This window comes from Metaclostridioides mangenotii, from assembly GCF_017873185.1.
GTDB lineage: Bacteria > Bacillota > Clostridia > Peptostreptococcales > Peptostreptococcaceae > Metaclostridioides > Metaclostridioides mangenotii.
On record NZ_JAGGJX010000005.1, the window covers coordinates 65,976 to 90,051 of the forward strand.

Sequence of the window (24,076 nt, forward strand, 5' to 3'; positions counted from 1 at the left end):
AGTACCTCCAATTAATTTTTTAACGACTGTATTTCTAATAATTGTCTTGTTGTAAAAGCAATCTATTTAGCAGCTGCTGTTTCGTTTTTAGTGTAGTTTAATTTTCCACCAGCTTTTAGTACCTCTATCTCTTTTTCTGAAAGTTCTACTCTAACAAGTATTTTTTGACCAGTAGTTACATTACTTATCTCTATACTTCCAGTTTCTAATTTATCTAAAATATTAGGAAACTCTAATTTGTCTAATAAGTTTATTTTATTGTAATCAGCCTCATCTATAAATTCCATCGGAACTATACCACTGTTTATAAGATTTGCTTTGTGAATTCTCGCAAAACTCTTAACAAGTACACCTTTAACCCCTAAGTAAAGCGGTGCAAGTGCAGCATGTTCTCTACTAGATCCTTGACCGTAGTTATCGCCGCCAATTATAAATCCTCCATTGTTTTCTTTAGCTCTATCTGGGAAAAACTCATCCACAGTATTAAAGCAGAAGTTTGCTAGGTATGGAATATTACTTCTAAAAGGAAGTAATTTGGCATTTGAAGGCATTATATGATCTGTAGTTATATTATCTTCAACTTTAAGCACTACACTTCCAGCTATACTTTCCTCAAGCTCTTTGCTAACAGGGAAAGGCTTTATATTAGGTCCTCTTACAACTTCAACCTCATTTCCATCTTCTGATGGATTAATTATCATGCTATCATCTATTAAAAAGGCATCTACAGTTAAGTTTTCAAATTTGATATCGTATTTTGATGGATCAGTTAATACTCCTTCTACAGCACTAACAGCCGCTGTTTCTGGGCTAACTAAGTAAACATCAGCACTAAGAGTTCCACTTCTTCCATAGAAGTTACGGTTAAATGTTCTAAGAGATACAGCATCAGTTCCTGGAGATTGACCCATTCCTATACACGGTCCACAAGAGTTTTCTAAAATTCTTCCTCCAGCACTTATAATATCGCCTAGTGCTCCATTTCTAGCAATCATTTCCATAACTTGTCTCGAACCTGGAGCTATAACTAAACTCACATTTTTGTGAACTTTTCTTCCCTTTAAGACTTGTGCCACCTTCATCAAATCTTCGAATGATGAATTTGTACAACTTCCTATTGCAACTTGATCCACTTTTATTTCACCTATATTTGATATCTCATCAACATTGTCAGGGCTGTGTGGTTTCGCTGCAAGAGGCTTTAATTCAGATAGATTTATAGTAATCTCTTGATCGTAAGTAGCATCTTCATCAGCCTTTAATTCCAACCATTCATCAACTCTATTTTGACTTGCGAAAAAGTCTCTTGTCTTATCATCACTTGGGAATATCGATGTGGTTGCTCCAAGTTCAGCTCCCATATTTGTAACTGTAGCTCTTTGAGGCACTGAAAGGTACTTAAGACCTTCTCCACCGTATTCATAAACTTTTCCAACTCCACCTTTTACAGTTTCTCTTCTAAGAACTTCAAGTATGATATCTTTAGATGAAACCATAGGATTTAACTTTCCAATTAGGTTGACCTTACAGACTATTGGAGCTTTTATATAGTATGTTCCACCAGCCATAGCTATCGCAACATCTAATCCTCCAGCTCCCATTGCAAGCATTCCCACACCGCCAGCTGTAGGCGTGTGGCTGTCCGATCCTAAAAGTGTATCCCCTGGAGTTGAGAATCTCTCTAGAAATACCTGGTGACAGATTCCATTTCCAGGTTTTGAAAATAACACTCCGTATTTTTCTGCTACAGTTTGTATATACTTGTGGTCATCCGCATTTTCAAACCCTTGTTGCAACATATTGTGATCTACAAACGCAACACTTCTCTTTGTCTTAACTCTGTCTATTCCCATAGCTTCTAATTGTAAGTAAGCCATAGTACCTGTCGAGTCCTGTGTAAGTGTCTGATCTATTTTAATACCTATAGAGTTTCCTGCTACAAGTTCTCCTTCAACTAAATGTTTCTTAAGTATTTTATAAACTAAATTCGTTCCCATTCTTAACCTCCCACAACTTCTGTACTGATTGTCTCTTCTTTAGCAATTACATCACAGTACAGATGTATTATTTCTTTGTCCATTAGACTTCTCTTTAATCTTATTGATGTAGCTCTAACTGCTTCTAATATTTTTCCTGCAAGTTCTGGAGATACATGTATATCGTATTCATTTAATTTATTAACTATAGAAGCTCTTCCAGAGTGCTTTCCAATTACTATCTTTCTCTCTAATGCAACTTCTTTTGGATCGAAAGCTTCATAGTTATGTGGATCTTTAAGAGCACCGTCAGCATGTATACCTGATTCGTGAATAAACATATTTTCCCCTACAACCGGCTTCCATATTGGAAGTTGTCTGTTTGAAGCTTGCGAAACATATTCACATATACCTTTGAACTTAGTAGTATCTATATTGTCAGCGCTGTATCCATATAGATATTTAAGTCCCATTATAACTTCTTCTAAAGCTGCATTTCCTGCTCTCTCGCCTAAACCATTAACTGTTACTCCAACATAATTTGCTCCTGCTTCTACTCCAGCAAGTGCATTTGCAGTAGCCATTCCAAAATCATTATGTGTGTGCATTTCTATATCAAAATTAGTTCTATCGTAAAGTGTTTTAATACTTCTTGCAATTTCCTGAGGATTCATTATTCCTACAGTATCACAATATCTAAATCTATCTGCACCAGCTTGTTTACCAACCTCTATAAACTCAGTTAAAAAATCTAAATCAGCTCTAGACGCATCTTCTCCATTTACTGAGACATAAAGTCCATTTTTCTTAGCAAACTCAACACTCTTAGCCATGTTTTCTAAGACCCAGCCCCTTGAAGTTCTAAGTTTATTTTCTATATGTATGTCAGATACAGATATTGATATAGCAACTGAATCAACACCACACTCTATAGATTTTTCTATATCAGATATAACCGCTCTATTCCAAGCCATTATGCTAGATTTCAAATTTCTATTGCATATATCTTTTATTGCTTTAAGCTCATCTCCACCCATAGTAGGTATTCCAACTTCTAACTGATCAATACCTAAATCACTAAGCATTTCTGCTATCATTATCTTCTCTCTGTTTGCAAATACTACTCCTGCAGTTTGCTCTCCATCTCTTAATGTAGTATCAACTATTTTAATTTTTCTCCCATTATCTTTTTCTATTAAGCTCATATTATAACCCCCTAATTTTTTAATTTTTCTTTTTTATCGGCTTTCTTTTGAATATTCATTTTTAATTTGTTCATTTCACGAAATTTTGCAAGTTGTTTTTTAAATCTTTCATTTATTTATTCTATTATATAATTTAATTAACGAAAATGCACTACCTTTTTGCCTAAAAATTAAACTTCTTTTTTAATAAAGTTTTTGTTTTATTTAAGCTCATAAATGTATATTTATTTATATTATTTGGGTGTTTTTACTAATTTTTTAAATTAAACCTTGATTATTTAACCACTATTTAACACTATTTTCACTTGTTAAAATAGTTTTTTTGAAATATTTGATATAGCAAGCATCATTTTCCTATAAAAAGCAATAATATTGATATAGGTCAACATGTATGATATCATTATATAGCTATAAATTATAAATAAAATTGCGGGGTAATTTAATGAACTTTAAAGATTTGAAAATTAGCAATAATATGATAGATGTTTTAAACCAAAACGGAATAGAATCTCCTACTCCAGTACAAGAGAAGAGTATATTACCTATAATGTACGGAAGAGATATTATAGCTCAAGCAAAAACAGGGACTGGTAAAACTTTGGCATTCCTATTACCTATATTCGAAAAAATATCAACAGACAACAAAGATGTACAAGCACTTATCCTTACACCTACAAGAGAACTTGCACTGCAAATAACTGAAGAAGCTAAAAAATTGAGCAAAGCTAAAGATGTTAATATCCTTGCTGCATACGGCGGAAAAGATATTTCATCTCAGATCAATAAGCTTAAAGGAAGTGTTCAGCTCGTTATAGCCACTCCTGGTCGTCTTTTAGACCATATAAATAGAAAAACTATTGATCTTAGCAAACTAAAAATGTTTGTATTAGATGAAGCAGATCAAATGTTGTTCATTGGTTTTAAAAATGAGATAGAAGCAATAATGAAAGAGACTCCTAAGAAAAAGCAAAACTTATGTTTTTCGGCTACTATAGATTCACAAGTTAAGAAACTAATGTACAGGTATATGCTAGATCCTGAAATAATATCTATAGACACATCAACTGAAGTTCTACCAAATATAAAACAGGATATTGTCGAGACTACAGACAGAAGAAAACTCGATGCCCTAGTAACAACTTTGAAAGAAGATAGTCCGTTTCTGTCAATAATATTTTGTAGAACTAAAAGAAGGGTCGATAAATTGGATGCAGAACTTAAGCAAAGAGGTTTTAATTGCGATAAAATCCACAGCGATATAAGTCAGGCAAAAAGAGAAAGAACTATGAAATCTTTTAGAGATTTAAAGATACAGTATTTAATAGCTACCGATGTTGCATCTAGAGGTTTAGATATTGGTGGAGTTGACTCGATATACAACTACGATATACCAGAGCACTATGAGGACTATATCCACCGTATGGGTAGAACTGGAAGATCTGGTGAAAAGGGATATACTTGTACTTTTATTTCACCAAAAAACAATAATATGTTGGATGAGATTGAAAAAAGACTTGGATTTAAAATATCTAGAAGAGATGTTTAAATTATAATCTTAATTATATTTTTATAGATAGTTCTGAATATAATTAAGATTATTCAAATTATATAAAGTAAAAAAGGTTGTCTCGATATCGAGACAACCTTTTTTACTTTATATAATTTGATTAATTTTTACTAGTAAATTAAACCCTAAACATCAGCTTTCCATAAACCATGTATATTACAGTATTCGTAAGCACTTACAGCCTTATCTCCGTCAGCCAATTCAAAAGTAGCTACTGGCTCTCCGTTATGATCTAAGTATTTACGTTGACATCCTTTTTCTGTGTAAAGTACTATCCAAGCTATATGGTGATCATCACCCATTGGATGTATTGTACTTCCTACAGTTACTTTAACAGTATTTCCATTTACTTCGATTACAGGAACGTGTTTTTCATTAGCTGCGTCAGTAGTATTAGGAACTAGTTCTTGCATGTAGTCCCCACAACATACTAGCTCTATTCCTGAATCTTCTATCATCTCTACTATATTTCCACAAGCTTCACAAAAATAAAATTTTGGCGTTTGGTTCATAATTAATTCCTCCAGTATTCTTTCTATTTTATATTTTTTGGTTTTCCCTGGTTTAAGTTTCTTTGTTTTCACAATCAAAGCAAATGCCTCTAAAGCTTATATTGCTTGATGTTATGTTTATACCCTTTTCCCTAGCTATGCAATCATTTAAATTTAATAAAATATCTGATTCTATATCTAGTACTTTCCCACATACGTTACATTTAAAATGATAGTGTTTGCTTAGAATAGCATCAAATCTATCTGGCTCTCCAGGAAAACTTACTTTATTTATAAGTCCGTTTACTGAAAGTTGAGATAAATTTCGATAGACTGTACCTAAACTTAAGTTTGGATTATCCTTTTTTAGCTTTTCATAGATATAATCAGCTGTCGGATGTATATCATTTTCGCGTACAGCTTCTAAGATCATATCCCTTTGTTTAGAAAATTTCACAGTCTCAAAAATTATTATTAATAGTTTTCAGACTTAACTTCAAAGAATGCTTGTGGATGTTCACATACAGGGCATACTCCAGGAGCTTCTGTTCCTACGTGTATATGTCCACAGTTTTGACATTTCCAAACTACAGTATTTTCTTTTTTGAATACTGTGCCATCATTTAAGCTTTGTAAAAGTTTAAGGTATCTTTCCTCATGCTCTTTTTCTATAGTTCCTACTGCTTCGAATAAGTATGCTAATTTAGCAAAACCTTCTTCTTTTGCATCAGCAGCAAATTTAACGTACATATCAGTCCACTCGTAATTTTCACCTTCAGCAGCATCTTTTAAGTTTTGAGCTGTATCTGGCATACCATCACGTAGAGCTTTAAACCATAATTTAGCATGCTCTTTCTCATTGTGAGAAGTTTCATCAAATATATCAGCTATTTGGTTATATCCTTCTTTTCTAGCTTGAGAAGCATAGAATGAGTATTTTACTCTAGCTTGAGACTCCCCAGCAAATCCATTAAGTAAGTTTTGTTCTGTTTTAGTTCCTTTTAAATTCATATTAATATCCTCCTTAGTATTTTAAATTTAAAAATAGTAATCATTACTATTTCTATTTATATATTATATTATATTAAAATATATATTTTGTCAATCAAATAAAATATCTAAATAAAAAACCTTAAGTAGAAGTTTCTACCTAAGGTCTAATATTCTCAATTGCTCAACATTTTATACAATTTTTACAAATAGTACCACTTATTCTGGAACTATCATTACTATGCAATTTGCTTGTTTTACCACACTAGCTGTAACAGAACCTATCATTCTAGTTAAACCTTTTTTTGTGGATTTTGTCATTACTATATAGTCGGAATTATCTTCTTTAGCTTTACGTATAATTTCCTCTCCGGGATATCCAAATGTAAAGTGAATTTTCACTTCATAATCACCCATTATATCTACGGCTCTATCAAGTATTCTTCTTCCCAAGGCTTCAGAATTTTTTATTTCTTCAGCCAAAGATATACCATCTATGAATACCAACTCTTTAACGTTCATAATCTCTATTATAACTTCGTCTTTATCAAATATGCCTTTAATAAATTCCAGGGAATGCATACTTCTCTCTGTTCCATCTATTGGCACTAAAACATTCTTTTTATTCATATTACACATCCTCCTGTCAAAATTTATTTTTATATATACAAGTATTATATTAAATATTAACTATATTATTGTATATCTTATCTTAATTTTATATCAGTTGAATTTTGATGTCAATATATGCAAAATACAGTTAATTTAATTATAATTATAAAAACCATAATATACTTTAATAATTTAAAAAAGTTGCCTATATAAATTCAATAATAGTTATCATTTCAACTATTTTGTAAATTTATTTTTTATTTTTTTATTTCTATATAAAAAAGGATACTAATAATTTTTTTTAGTAATATCCTTTTGTCTTATAACATGTTTATATTTACTCTATTGTTATTTTATAATACCTTGTAATATTTTTATTTAACTTATAATTATAAACTTTAGAAAATAAAACTTATGAAAATTTTTTTTATATGATAGAATGATGATTGTTCAAAAAATAAGAAGGAGTGTGTAATAATGCCACAAAATAAGAAAGAAGGTTTGTTTTTCACAACGATAGTTTGTTTTTTTATGGTTTTGGGGATGAGTTCATACAATCTATTGATACATAGCCAACTTACAGTTCAAAATTTAATAATCGGATTTATCCCTGGATTTATAATTGCATTTTTTATCGATATAGTAATTGTTTCAAGTGCTGCTAAAAAAATTGCTTTTTCATTGCCTATAAAAAAGGATAATAAAATTCATTTAGTTATTGCTATTTCAACATGTATGGTATTAGGAATGGTCACTTTTATGTCCATGTACGGAGTAATTATGCAATTTGGATTTACTAATAATTTTCTGCAATTGTATATAGCTACATTTACTAAAAATGTAGTAGCTGCATTACCGCTGCAATTGATTATTGTTGGTCCTCTTTGTAGATTTTTCTTGTCTAAAGTGCAGGATAGACAAATCCTTTCAATATAGAAATGTTTACTTATGAAAATAACTAACACAATTACAGATTTTATTGAGAGTATTCTTGCTAAGAAATAAAAGCCATAGAAATTCCTTATCTAAGGGACTTCTATGGCTTTTATTTTCTATTGATAAATTGAATTCTCTATGAGCATAGCATATTTTACTCCGGAAGTTACTTTGTATACTTCATAGGCATAACCACCTCTACTCTTTTATATCTATCGTATATTCACATATATTTAATATCTATTCAATATCTCTCTCATATAATTTATTAATTCATTCCTATTCATCTATTAGATCGTATGAAATGCATGAAGGTTTACCCGTTCGAGGATCTGTTGCAATCATAGCATCAATATTAAAAGTCTCTTTTAAAACCTCCTCAGTCATAACTTCTTTGGGCGTTCCATGGTGAATAATCTCGCCATCTCTGATAGCTAGCATATAATCCGCAAATCTAGCTGCAAGATTTAAATCGTGTAAAACCATAGCTACTGTGCACCCTTCCTCCCTGTTCAACTGATGTAAAAGCTTTAAAACTTCTAGTTGATATGATAAATCTAGGTATGTCGTAGGCTCGTCTAATAAAATCAAATCAGTTTGTTGTGCCAATGCCATTGCAATCCACACTCTTTGGCGCTGACCTCCCGACAAACTATGGACCATTATGTTTTCTAATTCTGTAAGTTTAGTAGCTTTAAGCGCCCATGCAACTACTTTTTTATCCTCTAAGTCCAATTTTGAAAATCCTTTTTGATAAGGAAATCGTCCATATGACACTAACTCTCCGACAGTAAGCCCTCCTGGAGCTTGAGGTGACTGCGGTAAAATCGCCATCTTCTTAGAAACTTCTTTGGTAGTCAAACTTGTTATATCATCTCCATATAAATGCACAATGCCACTCTTTGGTTTTAAAATACGTCCTATCGCTTTTAGTGCTGTAGATTTTCCGCATCCATTTGGGCCGATAATTATAGTTATTTCACCCTTTGGGATTTTTATATTTAAATCTTTAACTATCGTGATTTCATCATAAGCGATAGAAAGATTATTCGTTTCAATACTATACATCTATATCATCTCTTTCATTGTTATTTGCCTTTAATCAGTAGATAAAGTAGGTACGGAGCTCCAATAACTGCAACTGCGATCCCCGTTGGGATTTCTGTAGGTTGTAGTAAAACTCTTGCAATCGCATCCGCACCAGATACTAATACAGCACCAGTAAGTGCACAAGTAGGAAGCAATATATTGTGTTTAGGCCCTACAATCTTTCGTGCCAAATGCGGTGCTAGTAGTCCTACAAAGCTTATACTACCACTCACTGCAACACTTGATGCCGCTAATGCCACCGACGCTGCAAGTAGTCCTCGACGCTCTTTTTCAACATTTACGCCAAGCCCTCTAGCTACATCATTATCTAAATCCAATATATTTAATACATTGGATTTAGACATAACATATGGTATCAACAATAAAAGCCAAGGTAGAAGTGCCCATACAAATTTCCAATTGCTTCCCCATATACTTCCAGCTTGCCATGAAGCTACAAAATCAAACTGAGTTTCATCCAATTTAATCACCAAAACAGTTGTCAATGCAGAAATACCTGCCTGAACAGCAACTCCATTTAATACAAGATTAAACGAGGAACTTCTTCTTCTCTTTCTAAACGCTAGGAAGTAAATTAAAATCGCTGTTAGTCCAGCTCCGACTAATGATAAAAATGGAAGAGTGAATATAGAAAGAAAAGACTGAGATCCAAAGAACATAACATATATGATGACCACTAAACCAGCCCCTGCATTTATACCTAACAGCCCTGGATCAGCAAGATCATTCTTTGATATATTTTGTATTATGCATCCAGACAATGCTAATCCAACACCAACAAGCATAGAAAGTACTATACGAGGCATTCTGAAACTAAATAAAATTAGCTTTTCCTTCTCTCCTCCTCCTCCAAATAAAGTACTTAAAGTATCAAGTGGTGAAAGTTTTACATAACCTGTATTTAAGCTGATGACAATAATAAGTAGAAGTAAAATCGCAAACCCAATAATTACGCTGGTATGAAAAGCAATTTTTTTATCATATCTTTTATTTCTATTTTGCTTTACCATTAGTTCATACTCCTTTGCCTATTTGCCAGATATAAGAAAAATGGAACGCCGATTAAAGAAATAAGCGCCCCTACAGGTGTTTCGAAAGGCGGATTGATCATACGAGCACATAAATCCGCCAACACCATTAAAATTGATCCCAATATTGCCGATGCAGGTATTATCCTTCTATAGTCAATACCTACAAGAAACCGAGATATATGCGGGATTATAAGACCTACAAATCCTACTGCACCCACAACAGATACAGATGCTCCTGCAAGTATAAGTACGACAATGGAGCAAATAACATTAGTAAGTACAACATTTAGACCTAATCCTTTTGCAACATCCTCCCCTAGACTCAGCATAGATATACGAGGTGATAGGATAACCGCTCCTAATAAAGCTGTTACAATACAAGGTGCCATTATTTTTATCTGGCCCCAATTGGAGCCTGCAACTCCTCCAACCGTCCAAAACATCATGTTTTGAGCAACATCAAATGTAAGCCCTACCCCTTGACTAAGAGAGGTTAAAAGCGCATTGATAGCTACACCTGCTAAGACCAATCTCGCGGGAGTAGCTCCTCCCCTCCTCATATATACAACTCCATTTACTAGTAATAAGCCAAATGCTGCCCCTAAGAAAGAAAGCATTATAATCTCCAAATAACCAACACCAGGATAAAATGCAAAACAAATTGATAAAGCAAATACTGCTCCAGCATTGATTCCCATAATACCGGGCTCCGCCAATGGATTTTTTGTCATACCCTGCATTATAGCTCCTGAAACAGCAAAAGCTGAACCCACTAATGCACTTGCAATAACGCGAGGTAACCTCAAGTCCACTATTGTTAAATGAATAGAATTATCACTGTCAAATGAGAATAAAGCATCAAAAATAATATCGATGGATATATTTGTAGCCCCCTTAGTTATCGAAAATAACATAATCAGTACCAATAAAATAGATCCGAATAAAACTATCATCCAAAATATCATCAATTTATAATTTTTATCACTATTAATTTCTTTACTATTCTTTGTCCCTTGAATTGGCTGTTCTAAATCTTTAATTTCCTTCATTTGATAAACCGTCTCCTTTTACCCTTTTACAGCCTACACATGACTTATATATACTATTTTTTTTGTAACTTAGATCCTAATATATTACTCTTATGTATTACTTTTGGAACATATTTACTAGCTTTTCAGATGTTAACCTCATTGCAAGGGGTCCAAACGTATTTAACGAATCATCAAAGTAAACAATATTACCATTTTTAACAGCGTCTAAATTATTCCAAACAGATGAATTTTCCTGAGCTTTTACAAATGTTTTAGCTGTCTCTTCAAAATCTTGAAATATAATATAATCGGGATTCATCTTAGCAACAGCTTCTAATGACAATGTTTCATAATCATCTGGATATTCATCTGGCTTACTTATTCCAAAAGTTTCACAGTAGCTTTTATTAGCGTGCGTTATAAAAGATTTACCATCAGTACGGAAAAGCGCGACTGTCTTATCACTGTATTTGCTTATTTTGTCTTTAGATGAAGAAATTATCGATTCATTTTCTGTTACAAACTCCTCTGCTTCTTTTTCTTTTCCTACAATTTCAGCGCATGCAAGTATTTGATCTTGCCATGAGAAAGTGTGGTCTATTTGAACCACTGGTGCAATAGCTGTCAGTTGTTCGTATATTTTATCTAAATTAGTATGTCCTTTAAATGTGACAATAACATCTGGTTTAGATTCTAAAACAGCCTCTATATTTACTTCTCTAGCACTACCTAAATCAATAATATCAGCTTTTTCACTGTATCCTTGTAGCGTCTCCCACTCATCCAAAGCCTTCATCGTATTCCCTGTTGTAGAGCCTGCAGATGCTGTAGGTGGTGTCCCTAATGCTAAAAAGTGCTCCAGATACATAGTATGAAGAAGTGCAATTCTTTTAGGCTCCTCTTTAAGAATAACTTCATTTCCAGCTGAATCAGTAATTGTTCTAGGCCATTTAGATTCCTCGGTATTACTAACATTTTTCCCTGTGTTATCCTCATTTGTTTCTGAAAGTTTACCAGAGCAACCAGTCAATAAGCCTGTTACAATTATAATTGAGACTAACAGCCCCATAATCTTTTTCATTATACTTACCTCCTATAAATCTATATTTTGTCTTAATAGACGTTATAGATAAGTCTAACAAAATATATTTTATATTTGAATACAAGTATCCTGAAACTTATATGGATTATTCCTGAATTCTTTTCTAAATCCGCTTGGAGAAACCCCATATCTATTTTTAAAAATACGACTAAAATAAAGTGGGTCCGAATAACCAACACTTTCTGATACACTAGCTATAGATGCATTACACGAAATAAGTAAACCCTTAGCGCGATTTAAGCGATACTCTATAAGATAGTCTCCAGGTCCCATACCCGTATATTTATTAAAAACATAAAACAGCCTATTCTGATTTACATTATTCTGCTCAGCCAATCCGCGCACCGAAAGTGAATCCATATAATTATCCCTAATATATGCAGATACACTATCAAATAAACCTCGAGCAGCATCTTCTACCTTATTAGATCCACATACAAAAACCTCTTCCAATGCACATCGAAATAACATTTCTGCCTGAAAGGTTGATATAGCGCTTCCTTTATCAAAGGTCCTCCACATTCTCCACAATATTTCTATAAGACGTGGACTTTGCCCTATGTTTAGCTCAAAATGCATGTTTTGTAGATAAACATTTTTAGCATCAGCTGAATTAATATCATACAGTACAGAAATGTACTCCCACTTATCATTTCCAACAACTCTCTTATCAAGCCTCATATTGGCGCCTCCATGAATTACTTTTCCCGAACCAACTATGTACGAGGTACCGTTAAAGTGGTACTGTGCCTGACCACTAATCGGAAAGATAAAACCAGGAAAAGGTGCTGATTGTTCTAATCCAGCCATTCCTGGCTCTATTTTATGATGGTATACACCTTTTATTTGAATAGAATTTTTAATATAATGCTCTACAAGTTCTTCTGCTTTTATTTTCATATTAGCCCTCCTTTAATCTAAAAATTTCTAGCTATATAAACCGACTAAAAATATATCAAATATATATATTCCATTATATATATAACGATAATCATTATCAAGACAATCCTATTTGTAATCATTATTTTCATATACTTTTGTATAAAATAAAAACACCTTATTTGTAAGGTGTTAAAGTAACATTTTTTAGATATAAATACTCTCTAGTAAAATTGAATCATCCTTAATTATTTATTATGTATTGTAGATTATAATAGTATTGTTTATATACAATAGCATAGTAAAATAATATTGTATCGCCATACTCTGATTTTTTAACAAGTTCTAAAATTTTATCTTATATATCCTTTGATTCTCTTTTATCGTATACAGTTATACCTACTTAATATAATCCTAGCTCTATCCTTGTAACAATTCTCATGTATATAACTATCTATATCATTGAAGCTTCCATTTAATTTTCATGAACAGCAATTCTCCAATTATGTAAGTTTAAAAATAATAACACCACTAATTAATAACTGCACTAATTTAAATATGCAAATCGTTCCGATTGAAGCTAAAACATTAAGGATTTTATTTGCTTTTGTACTAAACAGCTTAAAAAATACAATATATACTCCGACTCCAATAATTCCACCTAATGTATTTCCGATAAGGTCAGTTATATCACTAACACCTATTGCAAAGGTGAATTGCAATGTTTCAAATAACAAACTAACTCCTGCTATTGGTACAATCTTTTTTAAGAAAGACCAATTTGGTTTTAGCATACTGATATAAATTCCAAACGGGATAAATGCAAGCACATTATAGATTGTATTACTATAATCTGTTTGATTGTTAACAATAACTGAACCAGTAGGGATTAAGTTGATTTCCCTAAAATGGGGCAATCCTTGAAATGAAAATTGCATTTTAAATAGTATAATCCATGTTAATACAAATAAATATATGATTAACAAGCCAGCAGTCAATATGTTTTGATAATTTTTTGATTTTTCCATATAAATTCCCTCAATTCCTAATTTTTTTTATTCCTATAATATTTCTGTATTATTTTAAACTTTAAAGCTGGCTCCAACTTCTTCTTATCTTTCGTTTTATTAAATCCTAAGCATTTTATAATGAATAAACTTTGGTTTATATAAACATCGATGCCGGAAACATCTTTTTATTGCTATTTTTGCTTAGGATGACTTGTCCACTTCCACTTTCTGCTTCGATTAATAAAGCATATTCACTATTTAGTTCTTGTGTATAAATACTTACGGATTGTTGTGATCCAGCGAGGTTATTCACCGTCTGAATATTTTCATAAAACATTATCCATTGAACTTTAAGATAAATATGATCATTCCAATCCATATTAATGCTTCATGTTTTCCTACTCTCTTTCTCTATCACCCCCTTAGTATAAAAGAATCACTCTAATTGTTTTTTAATATTTTAGGAAGAAAAGCTTAAGATTTTATTAATTTTACTTATTCAAAGTTAGATTGACCACTAACGTAAAATGGATCTTATATAGTGGACGAAAAAAAACGTGTCTATTAATATAGGATCTTTTTTTGTACTATATTAATTATTTTTCAATAATTTAATTAATAATGACATGTATATATTGATTTTACTAGAGTTAATAGATCGGCGTCAATAATAACATTATGGCAATTATATGATTAAAAGTTTAAATATTTAAATAAAAAAGATACATCAAAAATGTATCTTTTATTATATTTAAGTTATTAATTTATTATAAAAATATTATAGTAAAAGTTTAGATTTAATTTCTAAATTACCATGAGTTAATTTAAATTTTCTAGTGCATTTAAATGTTACATACTCATCATGTGTAATAATGGAGAATCCAAAACTTTTTTGAAATTTTATTAACTAAGTTTTCTAAGACTAATACTAAGCGTTGCATGTCCTTTTATACGAATCGATATTACTAAGCCGCTTTCAATTCATCTTCTTCTTTTTTTCTTCTACTTTTAACGAATTTCAATATATAATGTATGGTCATACCTACTCCTATTGCAAATACTAAATCAAATACAACAGTAAATACAAATGTTACAACTAATACTAAGACATCCGATTTACTTGAAGATAATAACCTTCTAAAATGTGACCATTCTCCCATATTATAAGAAACTACTATAAGTATTGCAGCTAGTGTAGCCATTGGTATAAGTTTAGCAAGAGGCATTAATACAACCATTATAAGTAATAATGTTATAGCATGTACCATACCTGATATAGGACTTTTACCTCCATTTCTAACATTAGCCGCTGTTCTAGCTATAGCTCCAGTTGCTGGAATCCCAGCAAATATTGAAGATGCCATATTTCCAAGTCCTTGTGCCACAAGTTCCATATTAGAATCGTGCTCATCATTTATCATATTGTCAGAAACTACACAAGAAAGTAACGATTCTATTGCACCTAGCAAAGCAACCGTTATAGCAGGTTTTATTAAAGTTGTAATTATTTGTAAATCAATATGAGGTATTTTTGGCTTTGGTATAGATGATGATATTTCATTAAATCTAGAACCTATTGTATCAGTTGGTAGATTAAATAAGTTTACAACTAAAGTAGATAATACTAATACTATTATTGAAGCTGGAATTTTTTTGTTTACCTTAGGCCAGTAAACTAATATAAAAATACATGCTAATCCTATTAGAAATGTTGCTCTATCAAATGTAGATCTATTATGTATATAGCTTTCTACCTTTTCTATAAATTCAGCTGGTACATCTTTTATTCTAAGTCCAAAGAAGTCCTTCAACTGAGTTGTAAGTAACGTTACTGCTATACCACTAGTAAACCCTACTGTTATAGTTTGAGGTACATATTTTATTAAATATCCAAATTTAAGTAGTCCCATAACTACCAATATAATTCCTGACATCATTGTAATCGTTATAAGTCCAGTTATTCCATAAGTTTTAACTACACCATAAACGATTACAACAAATGCCCCTGTTGGTCCACCAATTTGAACCTTACTACCACCTAGAAAAGATATTACAAATCCTGCAAATATAGCAGTTATAAGTCCTTTTTCTGGAGATACTCCAGATGATATGGCTAAAGCTATAGATAATGGAAGAGCTATTATAGCAACTATAATTCCTGCTACTATATCCTTACCTATTTGCTCCTTTGTTAGTTCATTTTCTTTCTTCATTTTAAATAACTTTGGTAACACTTAAACACTTCCCTCCAAAACTAATTATTGCGACATTTACTATATTAGTCCTATTTTGGGATAAAATCCATAGATAATAACAAATTTTATATAAAAACTAAATTGTATCAAGTACGACAAATTAAAAAAGCAAGCTCATAATTAGCGCTTTATCGTAAAATTATGTTGCGACACAAATTTTTATATATAATGAAATCTAACTATTAGATATAAACAACTTACCACAATGAAAGAGAAAATAGAAATTTTAATAAAAAAAGGGTATAATGATGGAAAAATTGCTAAAAAATTTAAAAGGCACCACTTACTATTTATTGTAAGTTAAATTGCAAAAAACACCTCTGAGATATGTTTATATAGTATTCTCGCTATATAAGCATATCTCAGAGGTGTCGTATATCTTAACTCTCTGTACGTGCATCATAATAAAAGCTAGTTTCTGACAATTCGACAGATGCTATAAAGATATAAGTGTTGATATTTCAATCTTTGTCTACTACTATTCCATTTCCCAGTTGTGGTAGATATCTTGAACATCGTCATCTTCTTCAAGCATCTCTATAAGTTTGTCCATAGCTTTTACTTGACCTTCTTCAGATAATTGAGATGTCGTTTGAGGTATTAATTTTATATCCGCACTTAAGAATTCGTATCCTTTAGATTTTAATTCATCTCTTACTGTGTTAAAATCTTCTGGAGCTGTCACTACTTCATATCCTTCTTCTTCTGTTAAGAAGTCCTCTGCTCCTGCTTCTAGTGCTGCATCCATAAGTTCGTCTTCACTTACTCCGTCTCCAGATGCTATAAATATTTGACCTTTTCTATCGAACATAAATGAAACACAACCAGAAGTACCTAAATTACCACCGTTTTTATCAAAGTAGAATCTCACGTTTCCAGCTGTTCTATTTTTATTATCAGTTAAAGTGTCTACAATAACTGCTACTCCACCAGGTCCGTATCCTTCATAAACTATGCTTTCATAGTTTTCTCCAGCGCCAGCTCCAGCACCTTTTGCTATTGCTCTATCTATGTTATCATTCGGCATATTGTCTGCCTTAGCTTTATCAATAGCAGTTTTTAGAGTCGCATTGTACTCTGGATCTCCCCCGCCTTCTTTAGCTGCAACAGCTATAGCTCTAGCGTGTTTTGTAAATATTTTAGCTCTTTGGGCATCTTGCTTGCCTTTTCTGTTGATAATATTACCTATACGTCCCATAATACCACTCCTTATACGTATAATTAATTATTCGAATCGTTAATATTGTATATTTAACTCCATTGTAGATTTTATCACATATCTTATTATTAGTAAATTAGAACTTAGGAGGTTTTGCAGGAGTAGCCCTTTTATGTTCACTAGTGCTATGTAATCTATTTATAATATCTAGGTCTTTTTGTGGAATTCCTTCTGTTTTTCCATTAACTACCGCATCTATCTTGTCATATGTTGTTCCCATTTCATTTTCATCAGTTTGACCTTCCCAAAGACCTGCTGATGGTTTTTTATTTATAAGGCTCTCTGGAACACCAAGTTCCACTGCCCACTCGTAAACTTCCGCTTTAGATAGATTTGCAATAGGAAGAATATCCACTCCACCATCTCCGTACTTAGTGAAGTATCCAGTATATAGCTCAGCTGAATTGTCAGTTCCTACAACTAAATATCCTAGGTTATTCGCAACAGCATAAATCGTGCTCATTCTAAGTCTAGCTCTTAAGTTTGCATCAGTAATTCTTAGGTAATCTTCCTTGAATAAATCGTTTTCTTTAAGGCTTTCGACAACCATTTGTAAAATATGTTCTTGCGGAACAAGTAAATCTAATTCTAAATGTTTTATATCGCATCCGTTAATTACTTTTAAGGCATCTTCCATATCAACTGCACTATTTTTTATATCCATTATTACACCTAATGAGTTTTCTGGACATGCCTTTTTTATTAAATAAGCAACCACAGCTGAATCTATTCCACCAGAAACTCCAACCATTAGGCCCTTAGAATGTGATTCCGATACTTTGTCTTGAATCCATTTTACAGTACTGTCTATCTTTTCTTTTCTTGTGCTCATCTCTATTCTCCTCTTATGATTTTCATCTATTTTTATAGTCATATTATATCATAAATTTTGACAATCAATACTATGTATCATCGTTAATATGCTATCAAATAATTATTAATACTTTTATCTTACATAATAGTAATATAATTGTCGCTTTTGGGCAATTTAAATAATAGGTGATTAAATGAAAAATATAAAAATTAAGGATACAGAATTTAACCTTAAAAATACACTTATAGGACTTTTTTCTGGATTTGTAAATGGGCTATTTGGTTCGGGAGGCGGAATTTTACTAGTTCCTATATTCAATAATTTAGTAAATACTGAGGAACATAAATCTCATGCCACAGCACTTGCAATAATTTTCTTTTTGACTACTACTAGTTCAATTTTTTATGTGTCCTCTGGAGTTTACGATACAAGTCTGACAATTAAAGTTGGAATTGGAAGTATTATAGGAGGATATATAGGGGCAAAACTTCTTAGCAAAGTTAACGGGAAGTTTCTTAGAATTACTTTTGGATTAATTATGGTTATCGCTGCTTTAAGGATGGTGTTTTAGATGATGTACAGTCTTATAGGTTTTTTTGCTGGAATTATCGGTGGTATGGGACTTGGAGGTGGAACGATTTTAATTCCAGCATTAGTTCTTTTAGCCGGAATAGATACTAAAATTGCACAGAGTACAAACTTACTTGCATCAATTCCCATGACTCTAGTTGCTCTTTTTATTCATATTAAAAATAAAAATGTAATAATAAAACTTGTTGTTCCTATAGCTTTATTCGGAATACTCGGAGCTATGTTTGGATCTTTGCTTTCTACCCATATTAAAGCCGAACTTTTAAAAAGATTATTCGGTATTTTCTTACTTATTGTAGGATTAATGGAAATTAAAAAAGGTTTTTCAAAAACATAAGTTTAAAGTTTATTGAATCTATTTCATACTTTGTGCTAATCTCTAAATTACTATAAAATAAAAAAATAGAGTGAGTATAAACAGTTATATAACAAAATTATATTATATAATGTTTATGTTCACTCTATTTTATATTGACTCACACTCTACTCAATTATAACACCATTTTCCTCTGACAAAAAAAACTCTTCCCCTAGCACTATTTCACATTTATCGCTAGTTATATTCACAATTTTCGTTGTAAATCCTTCAACATCTTCAAGTTTTGAATATACAAGTATGTTTACATTATCCTCATATACAATATCTTTTATATAAAATCCTAAATTCATTATCTCATTTTGAACTCGTCCTAGCAATGTATAATCTATACCAATCTTGACTTCTTGGTAAAGAACCTTATCTATAATTTTACCTGCTTCTAATCCTATTTTTGCTCCCTTTGTGTAAGCTCTAACAAGACCGCCTGCTCCTAGTTTAACGCCTCCGAAATATCTAGTTACAACGACTACTACGTCCCTCAGATCTTCTTTTTTTATAACTTCTAAGCTTGGTATCCCCGCTGTTCCTTGAGGCTCTCCATCATCACTATAACGTTGAATATTCATGTTTTCCCCAACAGTATAAGCCCATACATTGTGAGTAGCATCTTTATGCTTCTTTTTGATCTCATTTACAAATTCAATTGCTTCTTCTTCAGACTTTACAGGTTTTGCATACCCTATAAATCTTGACCTTTCTATTTCCACTTCATTCATTCCGTATTCGTGTAGAGTTTTGTAAGTCATAATTAACTCCTATCTTCTATTTTACAAAATAAAAGAGAGGACTCGATCCCTCTCTTTTATTTTGTCTGTATTTTTAGTAAGCTATATTCTCTTTTTCTGAGACTAGCCTTTTAAGATCTTTATATTTTTTATATGATATTTCAACTAATGCTTTTTCCTTATGGTGAGTAATCATTTCTAACGCATCTTTAAGCTTGTAAAATCCACCTTCACTAAATTCAGGAGCAAGTACACACTTCGTATCTTCCGCTTCCATTACATACCACATAATCGCGTTGCATACCTCTCGTTGTCTACTTCTTGAGAAAAATTCATACATTGTGTCACCAGCAACATCTACCATAAAAGCTGCGATTCCAGTTTCATGTTTAACCCTTTCGACAGCACTTTCATAAGGCAGACCTCCACCGTTGATTTTACCCTTTGGCAAAGTCCACTCTCCTCTGTCGTTTTTTAATAACAGTACTTTATTTGCGTAAAACACTACTCCACCTGCACAACGTCTAACTATCATTTCTAACCCCTCCCAAATAATTAATAGTCTTGATTTTAAGAGACACATTATGATTAGCATTAGTAAGTTATATTAAATTTTATGTTGTTCTAAGGTATTGATTGCTTCATCATATGCTCTCAATACATAATTTTTTTCTGAGTTTCTATTTTGCGACCTCAAACGTTTCAAAATCCTTAAACTGAGTTCATCGCCAATTTCTGATAATGCCTTAGCTGAGTACTGTCTAGTCTGAGCGTTTGAATCGTAAAGACCCTTTTCTAAAAACTCTTTACTTTCTTTTGACCCTATTTTTCTAAGGGCTGAATAAGTTATTCTTCTAACATCTGAGTGTCTATGATCTGTAAGGTGATGAAGCAAATTTAAAAACTTACTGTCTTTAAGTTCACCTGTCGCCCATATCAATGATATAAGATCCTCAGCATTTTTTTCTTCTGTGATTCTTTTAAAGAGCTTTCTCTTAAAGTATAACATTTTTTCATCATCTAAGCTATCCATAAAATCAAGTCTGCTAGATTTATCTAACTTCAAAAATTCATCAAGTATATCCTCTTTTACTTTGTCGCTTTCCTTGTGAGATGCTCTAATTAACAACTTTGCCTCTATTATTTGCTCTTTGACTTCTTCTTGTGATATGTTTCTAATCTTACTAATTTGTGGAACTGTCTTCGATTCTTTGTATAGAAGATATGTTATAAAAAAATCCTCTATTACTTCTATATTCTCCCAAGATATTCTCACTTTTCACTACCTACTTCTCTAAAATATAACTTTGGTAAGTATAAAAATCTTTCTCATTTAAACTTACGTTTACTTCTATACCGCTATCAACATATTCAAAGTCGTCTATAGTATATTTATTTTTAAGTTCACTAAATATATTAGCCTTATCATATGGAAGTAGTAAATTTACTTCATACATATCATCCATCAGAGCTTCTTCTATCATGTTCATCAGTTTATCCATATTTATGCCTTGTCTTGCTGAAATATACACTACATCTGGATGATTTTTAGGATAGATATCTAACTCTAATTTATCTACTTTATTGTATACAAGTATTTGTTTCTTATCTTGAATATCCAATTCTTTAAGAACTTTATCAGTTGTCTTTTGTTGAATTTCAAAGCTTTCATTAGTAGCATCAATAACATGTAGAATTAAATCCGCATACTGAACCTCTTCAAGAGTCGCTTTGAATGCTTCAATTAGGTCGTGAGGAAGTTTACTGACAAAACCAACTGTATCGACAACCAAAAACTCTTTTTTATTTGGCAAACTGGCCTTTCTAAGAGTTACATCTAGTGTCGCAAAGAGCATATTTTTTTGGAAAACTTCTTTATCTTGATGATAATCTTTATGTGTCTTTATTAATTCGTTAAGAAGAGTCGATTTTCCTGCATTTGTATACCCTACTAATGCAACAATTGGCGTTTTTGACTTCTTTCTCTGAATTCTTTGCGTTTCTCTATTTTTTCTGACAAGTTTAAGCTCTTTTCTAATATCTGACTGTCTGTTCAGTATATGTCTTTTATCCACCTCTAGCTTCTGCTCACCAGGACCTCTCGTACCTATCCCAGCTCCTGTCCTACTCATCTGTCCTCCCATTCCATAAAGTCTAGGAAGTCTATATCTAAGTTGGGCCAATTCCACTTGAAGTTTACCTTCTTTACTCATCGCCCTCTGTGCAAATATGTCTAGAATTAAAGTAGTTCTGTCTATAATTTTAACTCCAACAGTATCTTCAATATTTCTTATCTGAGATCCAGACAACTCGTCATTAAAAATAATAACAGTTGCATCTAAAGACTTTGAGTAAGCCGCTATCTCCTCGATCTTTCCCTTTCCCATATAAAACGCTGCGTCTATAGATTGTTTATTTTGAATTAAACTCCCTACAACTTCTGCACCTGCTGCTTTAGCAAGTTCTTCTAGCTCTTTCATAGAATCATTTATATCTATATCATCACTTCTTTTAAGATTTGTAGTCAAATTTAAGCCTACAAGCAATGCCTTTTCATGTTCTTTTTCTAATAGCTCCATCTTTTCCATACATTCACCTCTCAGCATTCGTTATTCTTTTACTTATTTGATAATTATAACATTAGATTTATTGTTTTGAATATATATACATATTTATCTTAATATAATTATTGTATAATATTATTATCACCAATAAACGTTTTGCTATAAATCGATTTGGTATATTTTTAAAATAATTAAGGAGGAATCATGACTGATAATTATAAATTTTTTAATCACAAAGACTGTGAGTACTTTCCATGTCACAAAACAGATAAACCAGAAGAGTTTAACTGTCTATTTTGCTACTGTCCACTGTACGCTTTAGGTAAAAACTGTGGAGGTAATCCCAATTTTACAGAAAACGGAATAAAAGACTGTTCAAAATGTATGTTGCCACATAAAAAAAGTAGTTACGAGTACATAATGAGTAAATTCCAAGATATTGTTAAAATCGCAAACAAAGAAGATTAGCTCCTTGATGCAACTTCTAAATAACCAACTTATATTTTATATTTTATAATAACAAAAAATCTCTCTTTATTTATAAACTTAAATAAGGAGAGATTACCATAAAAGGGCAAAAAATTGAAATAGCCATGATGACCAAGTCAATATAATAACCTACTCTCCTTAATTTAAGCATTATAAAATCGAACCTGTATACCACAGATTTAATCTCTAATAATACTTTAATTAATAAAATAGATTATATATTCATGACCTCAATTCATCCCTTTCTCTTAACATATTGAATTTCAAACATATTATAGCAGATTTTCCACTATATGTCTAAGTTAATTTTTATTATGCTTTTTTCAAGTTAATTTAATAATTCTATCCATCAGCATGTTCAGCTGTTTTAAACGCTCTGTAAACTAAATCTTCAACCACACTATAATCTTCTTCTCTCATTGTTATAGCTATATTTCGTCCTAAGAATAAAATTCAATTTGCTAATTTATTTTTAAGTAATTTATAAGATAAAAATAGTAATATACTTGTAAGTAATACGAGAGCTAATATCATCATCCCCGTATGAAAGAAGAACTGTTCTGGCAACATTGTAATTACAGGATCTAATGCTGGATCAAATATCCAATAGTCATTGCTAAATAATAGCTCGTGGAAAACCACAAAACTTTTTTCAAAATTTATTAAAATAGGGATTGCTACTACTATAGGCATTACTATCAAAGATATAGATGTTATTTTTAATATATCTATATTTTTATTCTTTATACTGATTATTATTCCGACTATACAAACTACTACACATACGTAGAATAAATTTATAACATTTTGTATTATATCTCTAACTTCCTCGAAATGTATTTTTCCGAACTCAGATGATGGTAGAGTTGGCAATTCAAAACTACCTACTTTTTTATCTAGATTGTAGTCTATTAGATAATCGTAGTTTAACTTTATATCGGCTTTAGTCATTCCAGATATCTCTTCTATCTTTAGTTTATCAATATCGTAGTAATAGAGTTCTTTAAAACCGACAGTAACCCTTACAGCCGCTCCTATTATCAACAAGCTAAAAAATATAGAAAAAACTATATTTAAACCTTTTTTCAACTCTTTCACCA

Annotated in this window: 26 protein-coding genes; 5 read left to right on the forward strand and 21 right to left on the reverse strand. The window is 31.6% G+C overall.

Translation table 11 applies throughout. The features are described 5' to 3' along the window. Positions 1-62 precede the first annotated feature (62 nt). Positions 63-1,997 (reverse strand): aconitate hydratase, encoded by a 1,935-nt coding sequence (locus tag J2Z43_RS11040; protein ID WP_209457256.1) that lies wholly within the window; start codon positions 1,995-1,997, stop codon positions 63-65. A gap of 2 nt (positions 1,998-1,999) precedes the next feature. Then, positions 2,000-3,181, reverse strand: a complete 1,182-nt coding sequence (gene nifV / locus J2Z43_RS11045) for a homocitrate synthase (RefSeq protein WP_209457257.1) — start codon at positions 3,179-3,181, stop codon at positions 2,000-2,002. A 442-nt stretch (positions 3,182-3,623) separates the two neighbouring features. On the opposite strand from nifV, the gene J2Z43_RS11050 reads away from it, so the two are divergent. Next, on the forward strand, positions 3,624-4,727 hold the full coding sequence (locus tag J2Z43_RS11050) for a DEAD/DEAH box helicase (protein WP_209457258.1): 1,104 nt from the start codon (positions 3,624-3,626) through the stop codon (positions 4,725-4,727). A 146-nt stretch (positions 4,728-4,873) separates the two neighbouring features. Here the strand turns inward: J2Z43_RS11050 and J2Z43_RS11055 are convergent, their stop codons facing one another. The 4 genes from J2Z43_RS11055 to J2Z43_RS11070 all read right to left on the reverse strand — a co-directional run bounded on the left by J2Z43_RS11055 (position 4,874) and on the right by J2Z43_RS11070 (position 6,859). Next, positions 4,874-5,260: a desulfoferrodoxin family protein gene (locus J2Z43_RS11055; protein WP_027702603.1), complete on the reverse strand. Its 387-nt coding sequence runs from the start codon at positions 5,258-5,260 to the stop codon at positions 4,874-4,876. A 52-nt stretch (positions 5,261-5,312) separates the two neighbouring features. Next, on the reverse strand, positions 5,313-5,696 hold the full coding sequence (locus J2Z43_RS11060; protein ID WP_209457259.1) for a Fur family transcriptional regulator: 384 nt from the start codon (positions 5,694-5,696) through the stop codon (positions 5,313-5,315). Positions 5,697-5,713: 17 nt separating this feature from the next. After that, positions 5,714-6,250 (reverse strand): rubrerythrin, encoded by a 537-nt coding sequence (gene rbr / locus J2Z43_RS11065; RefSeq protein WP_209457260.1) that lies wholly within the window; start codon positions 6,248-6,250, stop codon positions 5,714-5,716. Between the two features lie 198 nt (positions 6,251-6,448). Continuing rightward, positions 6,449-6,859: a universal stress protein gene (locus tag J2Z43_RS11070; protein WP_209457261.1), complete on the reverse strand. Its 411-nt coding sequence runs from the start codon at positions 6,857-6,859 to the stop codon at positions 6,449-6,451. Between the two features lie 459 nt (positions 6,860-7,318). On the opposite strand from J2Z43_RS11070, the gene J2Z43_RS11075 reads away from it, so the two are divergent. Next, on the forward strand, positions 7,319-7,777 hold the full coding sequence (locus tag J2Z43_RS11075; protein ID WP_209457262.1) for a DUF2798 domain-containing protein: 459 nt from the start codon (positions 7,319-7,321) through the stop codon (positions 7,775-7,777). A 279-nt stretch (positions 7,778-8,056) separates the two neighbouring features. On the opposite strand, the gene J2Z43_RS11080 is transcribed toward J2Z43_RS11075, so the two are convergent. The 10 genes from J2Z43_RS11080 to nadE form a co-directional block, all read right to left on the reverse strand. Then, positions 8,057-8,845: an ABC transporter ATP-binding protein gene (locus J2Z43_RS11080; RefSeq protein ID WP_209457263.1), complete on the reverse strand. Its 789-nt coding sequence runs from the start codon at positions 8,843-8,845 to the stop codon at positions 8,057-8,059. A gap of 20 nt (positions 8,846-8,865) precedes the next feature. After that, positions 8,866-9,897, reverse strand: coding sequence for a FecCD family ABC transporter permease (locus J2Z43_RS11085; protein ID WP_209457264.1), 1,032 nt, complete (start codon positions 9,895-9,897; stop codon positions 8,866-8,868). Then, complete coding sequence (locus tag J2Z43_RS11090) at positions 9,897-10,967, reverse strand: FecCD family ABC transporter permease (protein WP_209457265.1); 1,071 nt, start codon at positions 10,965-10,967, stop codon at positions 9,897-9,899. The genes J2Z43_RS11085 and J2Z43_RS11090 overlap by 1 nt, the downstream gene beginning before the upstream one ends. A 97-nt stretch (positions 10,968-11,064) precedes the next feature. Next, positions 11,065-12,030: an iron-siderophore ABC transporter substrate-binding protein gene (locus tag J2Z43_RS11095; RefSeq protein WP_209457266.1), complete on the reverse strand. Its 966-nt coding sequence runs from the start codon at positions 12,028-12,030 to the stop codon at positions 11,065-11,067. 69 nt (positions 12,031-12,099) lie between these two features. Further along, on the reverse strand, positions 12,100-12,951 hold the full coding sequence (locus J2Z43_RS11100; RefSeq protein WP_209457267.1) for a helix-turn-helix domain-containing protein: 852 nt from the start codon (positions 12,949-12,951) through the stop codon (positions 12,100-12,102). Positions 12,952-13,433: 482 nt separating this feature from the next. After that, positions 13,434-13,958 (reverse strand): VanZ family protein, encoded by a 525-nt coding sequence (locus tag J2Z43_RS11105; RefSeq protein WP_209457268.1) that lies wholly within the window; start codon positions 13,956-13,958, stop codon positions 13,434-13,436. Positions 13,959-14,094: 136 nt separating this feature from the next. Further along, a complete protein-coding gene (locus J2Z43_RS11110; protein ID WP_209457269.1) occupies positions 14,095-14,253 on the reverse strand; it encodes a hypothetical protein in 159 nt (52 codons plus the stop codon). A 652-nt stretch (positions 14,254-14,905) separates the two neighbouring features. Next, positions 14,906-16,174, reverse strand: a complete 1,269-nt coding sequence (locus J2Z43_RS11115; RefSeq protein ID WP_209457270.1) for a SulP family inorganic anion transporter — start codon at positions 16,172-16,174, stop codon at positions 14,906-14,908. A 499-nt stretch (positions 16,175-16,673) separates the two neighbouring features. Next, entirely contained in the window at positions 16,674-17,393 is a 720-nt protein-coding gene (locus tag J2Z43_RS11120) for a YebC/PmpR family DNA-binding transcriptional regulator (protein WP_027702612.1), read from the reverse strand. Between the two features lie 97 nt (positions 17,394-17,490). Further along, positions 17,491-18,246 carry an NAD(+) synthase gene (gene nadE / locus J2Z43_RS11125; RefSeq protein WP_209457271.1) on the reverse strand — a complete coding sequence of 252 codons (756 nt, stop codon included), beginning with the start codon at positions 18,244-18,246 and terminating at the stop codon, positions 17,491-17,493. 175 nt (positions 18,247-18,421) lie between these two features. Here nadE and J2Z43_RS11130 point away from each other — a divergent pair, with 175 nt between their 5' ends. Next, complete coding sequence (locus tag J2Z43_RS11130) at positions 18,422-18,799, forward strand: sulfite exporter TauE/SafE family protein (protein WP_209457272.1); 378 nt, start codon at positions 18,422-18,424, stop codon at positions 18,797-18,799. After that, positions 18,800-19,156 carry a sulfite exporter TauE/SafE family protein gene (locus J2Z43_RS11135; protein ID WP_209457273.1) on the forward strand — a complete coding sequence of 119 codons (357 nt, stop codon included), beginning with the start codon at positions 18,800-18,802 and terminating at the stop codon, positions 19,154-19,156. Between the two features lie 146 nt (positions 19,157-19,302). Here J2Z43_RS11135 and J2Z43_RS11140 read toward each other — a convergent pair whose 3' ends face one another. The 4 genes from J2Z43_RS11140 to hflX all read right to left on the reverse strand — a co-directional run bounded on the left by J2Z43_RS11140 (position 19,303) and on the right by hflX (position 22,511). Further along, positions 19,303-19,947, reverse strand: a complete 645-nt coding sequence (locus tag J2Z43_RS11140) for a YigZ family protein (protein ID WP_209457350.1) — start codon at positions 19,945-19,947, stop codon at positions 19,303-19,305. Between the two features lie 70 nt (positions 19,948-20,017). Further along, on the reverse strand, positions 20,018-20,458 hold the full coding sequence (locus J2Z43_RS11145) for an NUDIX domain-containing protein (RefSeq protein WP_209457274.1): 441 nt from the start codon (positions 20,456-20,458) through the stop codon (positions 20,018-20,020). 72 nt (positions 20,459-20,530) lie between these two features. Then, the gene (locus tag J2Z43_RS15205; protein ID WP_209457275.1) at positions 20,531-21,199 is read right to left on the reverse strand and encodes a HEAT repeat domain-containing protein; all 669 of its coding nucleotides are present in this window, start codon (positions 21,197-21,199) and stop codon (positions 20,531-20,533) included. Between the two features lie 10 nt (positions 21,200-21,209). Further along, a complete protein-coding gene (gene hflX / locus J2Z43_RS11155) occupies positions 21,210-22,511 on the reverse strand; it encodes a GTPase HflX (RefSeq protein WP_234926372.1) in 1,302 nt (433 codons plus the stop codon). A gap of 180 nt (positions 22,512-22,691) precedes the next feature. Between hflX and J2Z43_RS11160 the strand changes: the two genes are divergently transcribed. After that, positions 22,692-22,955, forward strand: coding sequence for a cysteine-rich small domain-containing protein (locus J2Z43_RS11160; protein WP_027702619.1), 264 nt, complete (start codon positions 22,692-22,694; stop codon positions 22,953-22,955). A gap of 474 nt (positions 22,956-23,429) precedes the next feature. On the opposite strand, the gene J2Z43_RS11165 is transcribed toward J2Z43_RS11160, so the two are convergent. Continuing rightward, complete coding sequence (locus J2Z43_RS11165; RefSeq protein WP_209457352.1) at positions 23,430-24,065, reverse strand: TIGR01906 family membrane protein; 636 nt, start codon at positions 24,063-24,065, stop codon at positions 23,430-23,432. Between the last annotated feature and the right edge of the window lie 11 nt (positions 24,066-24,076).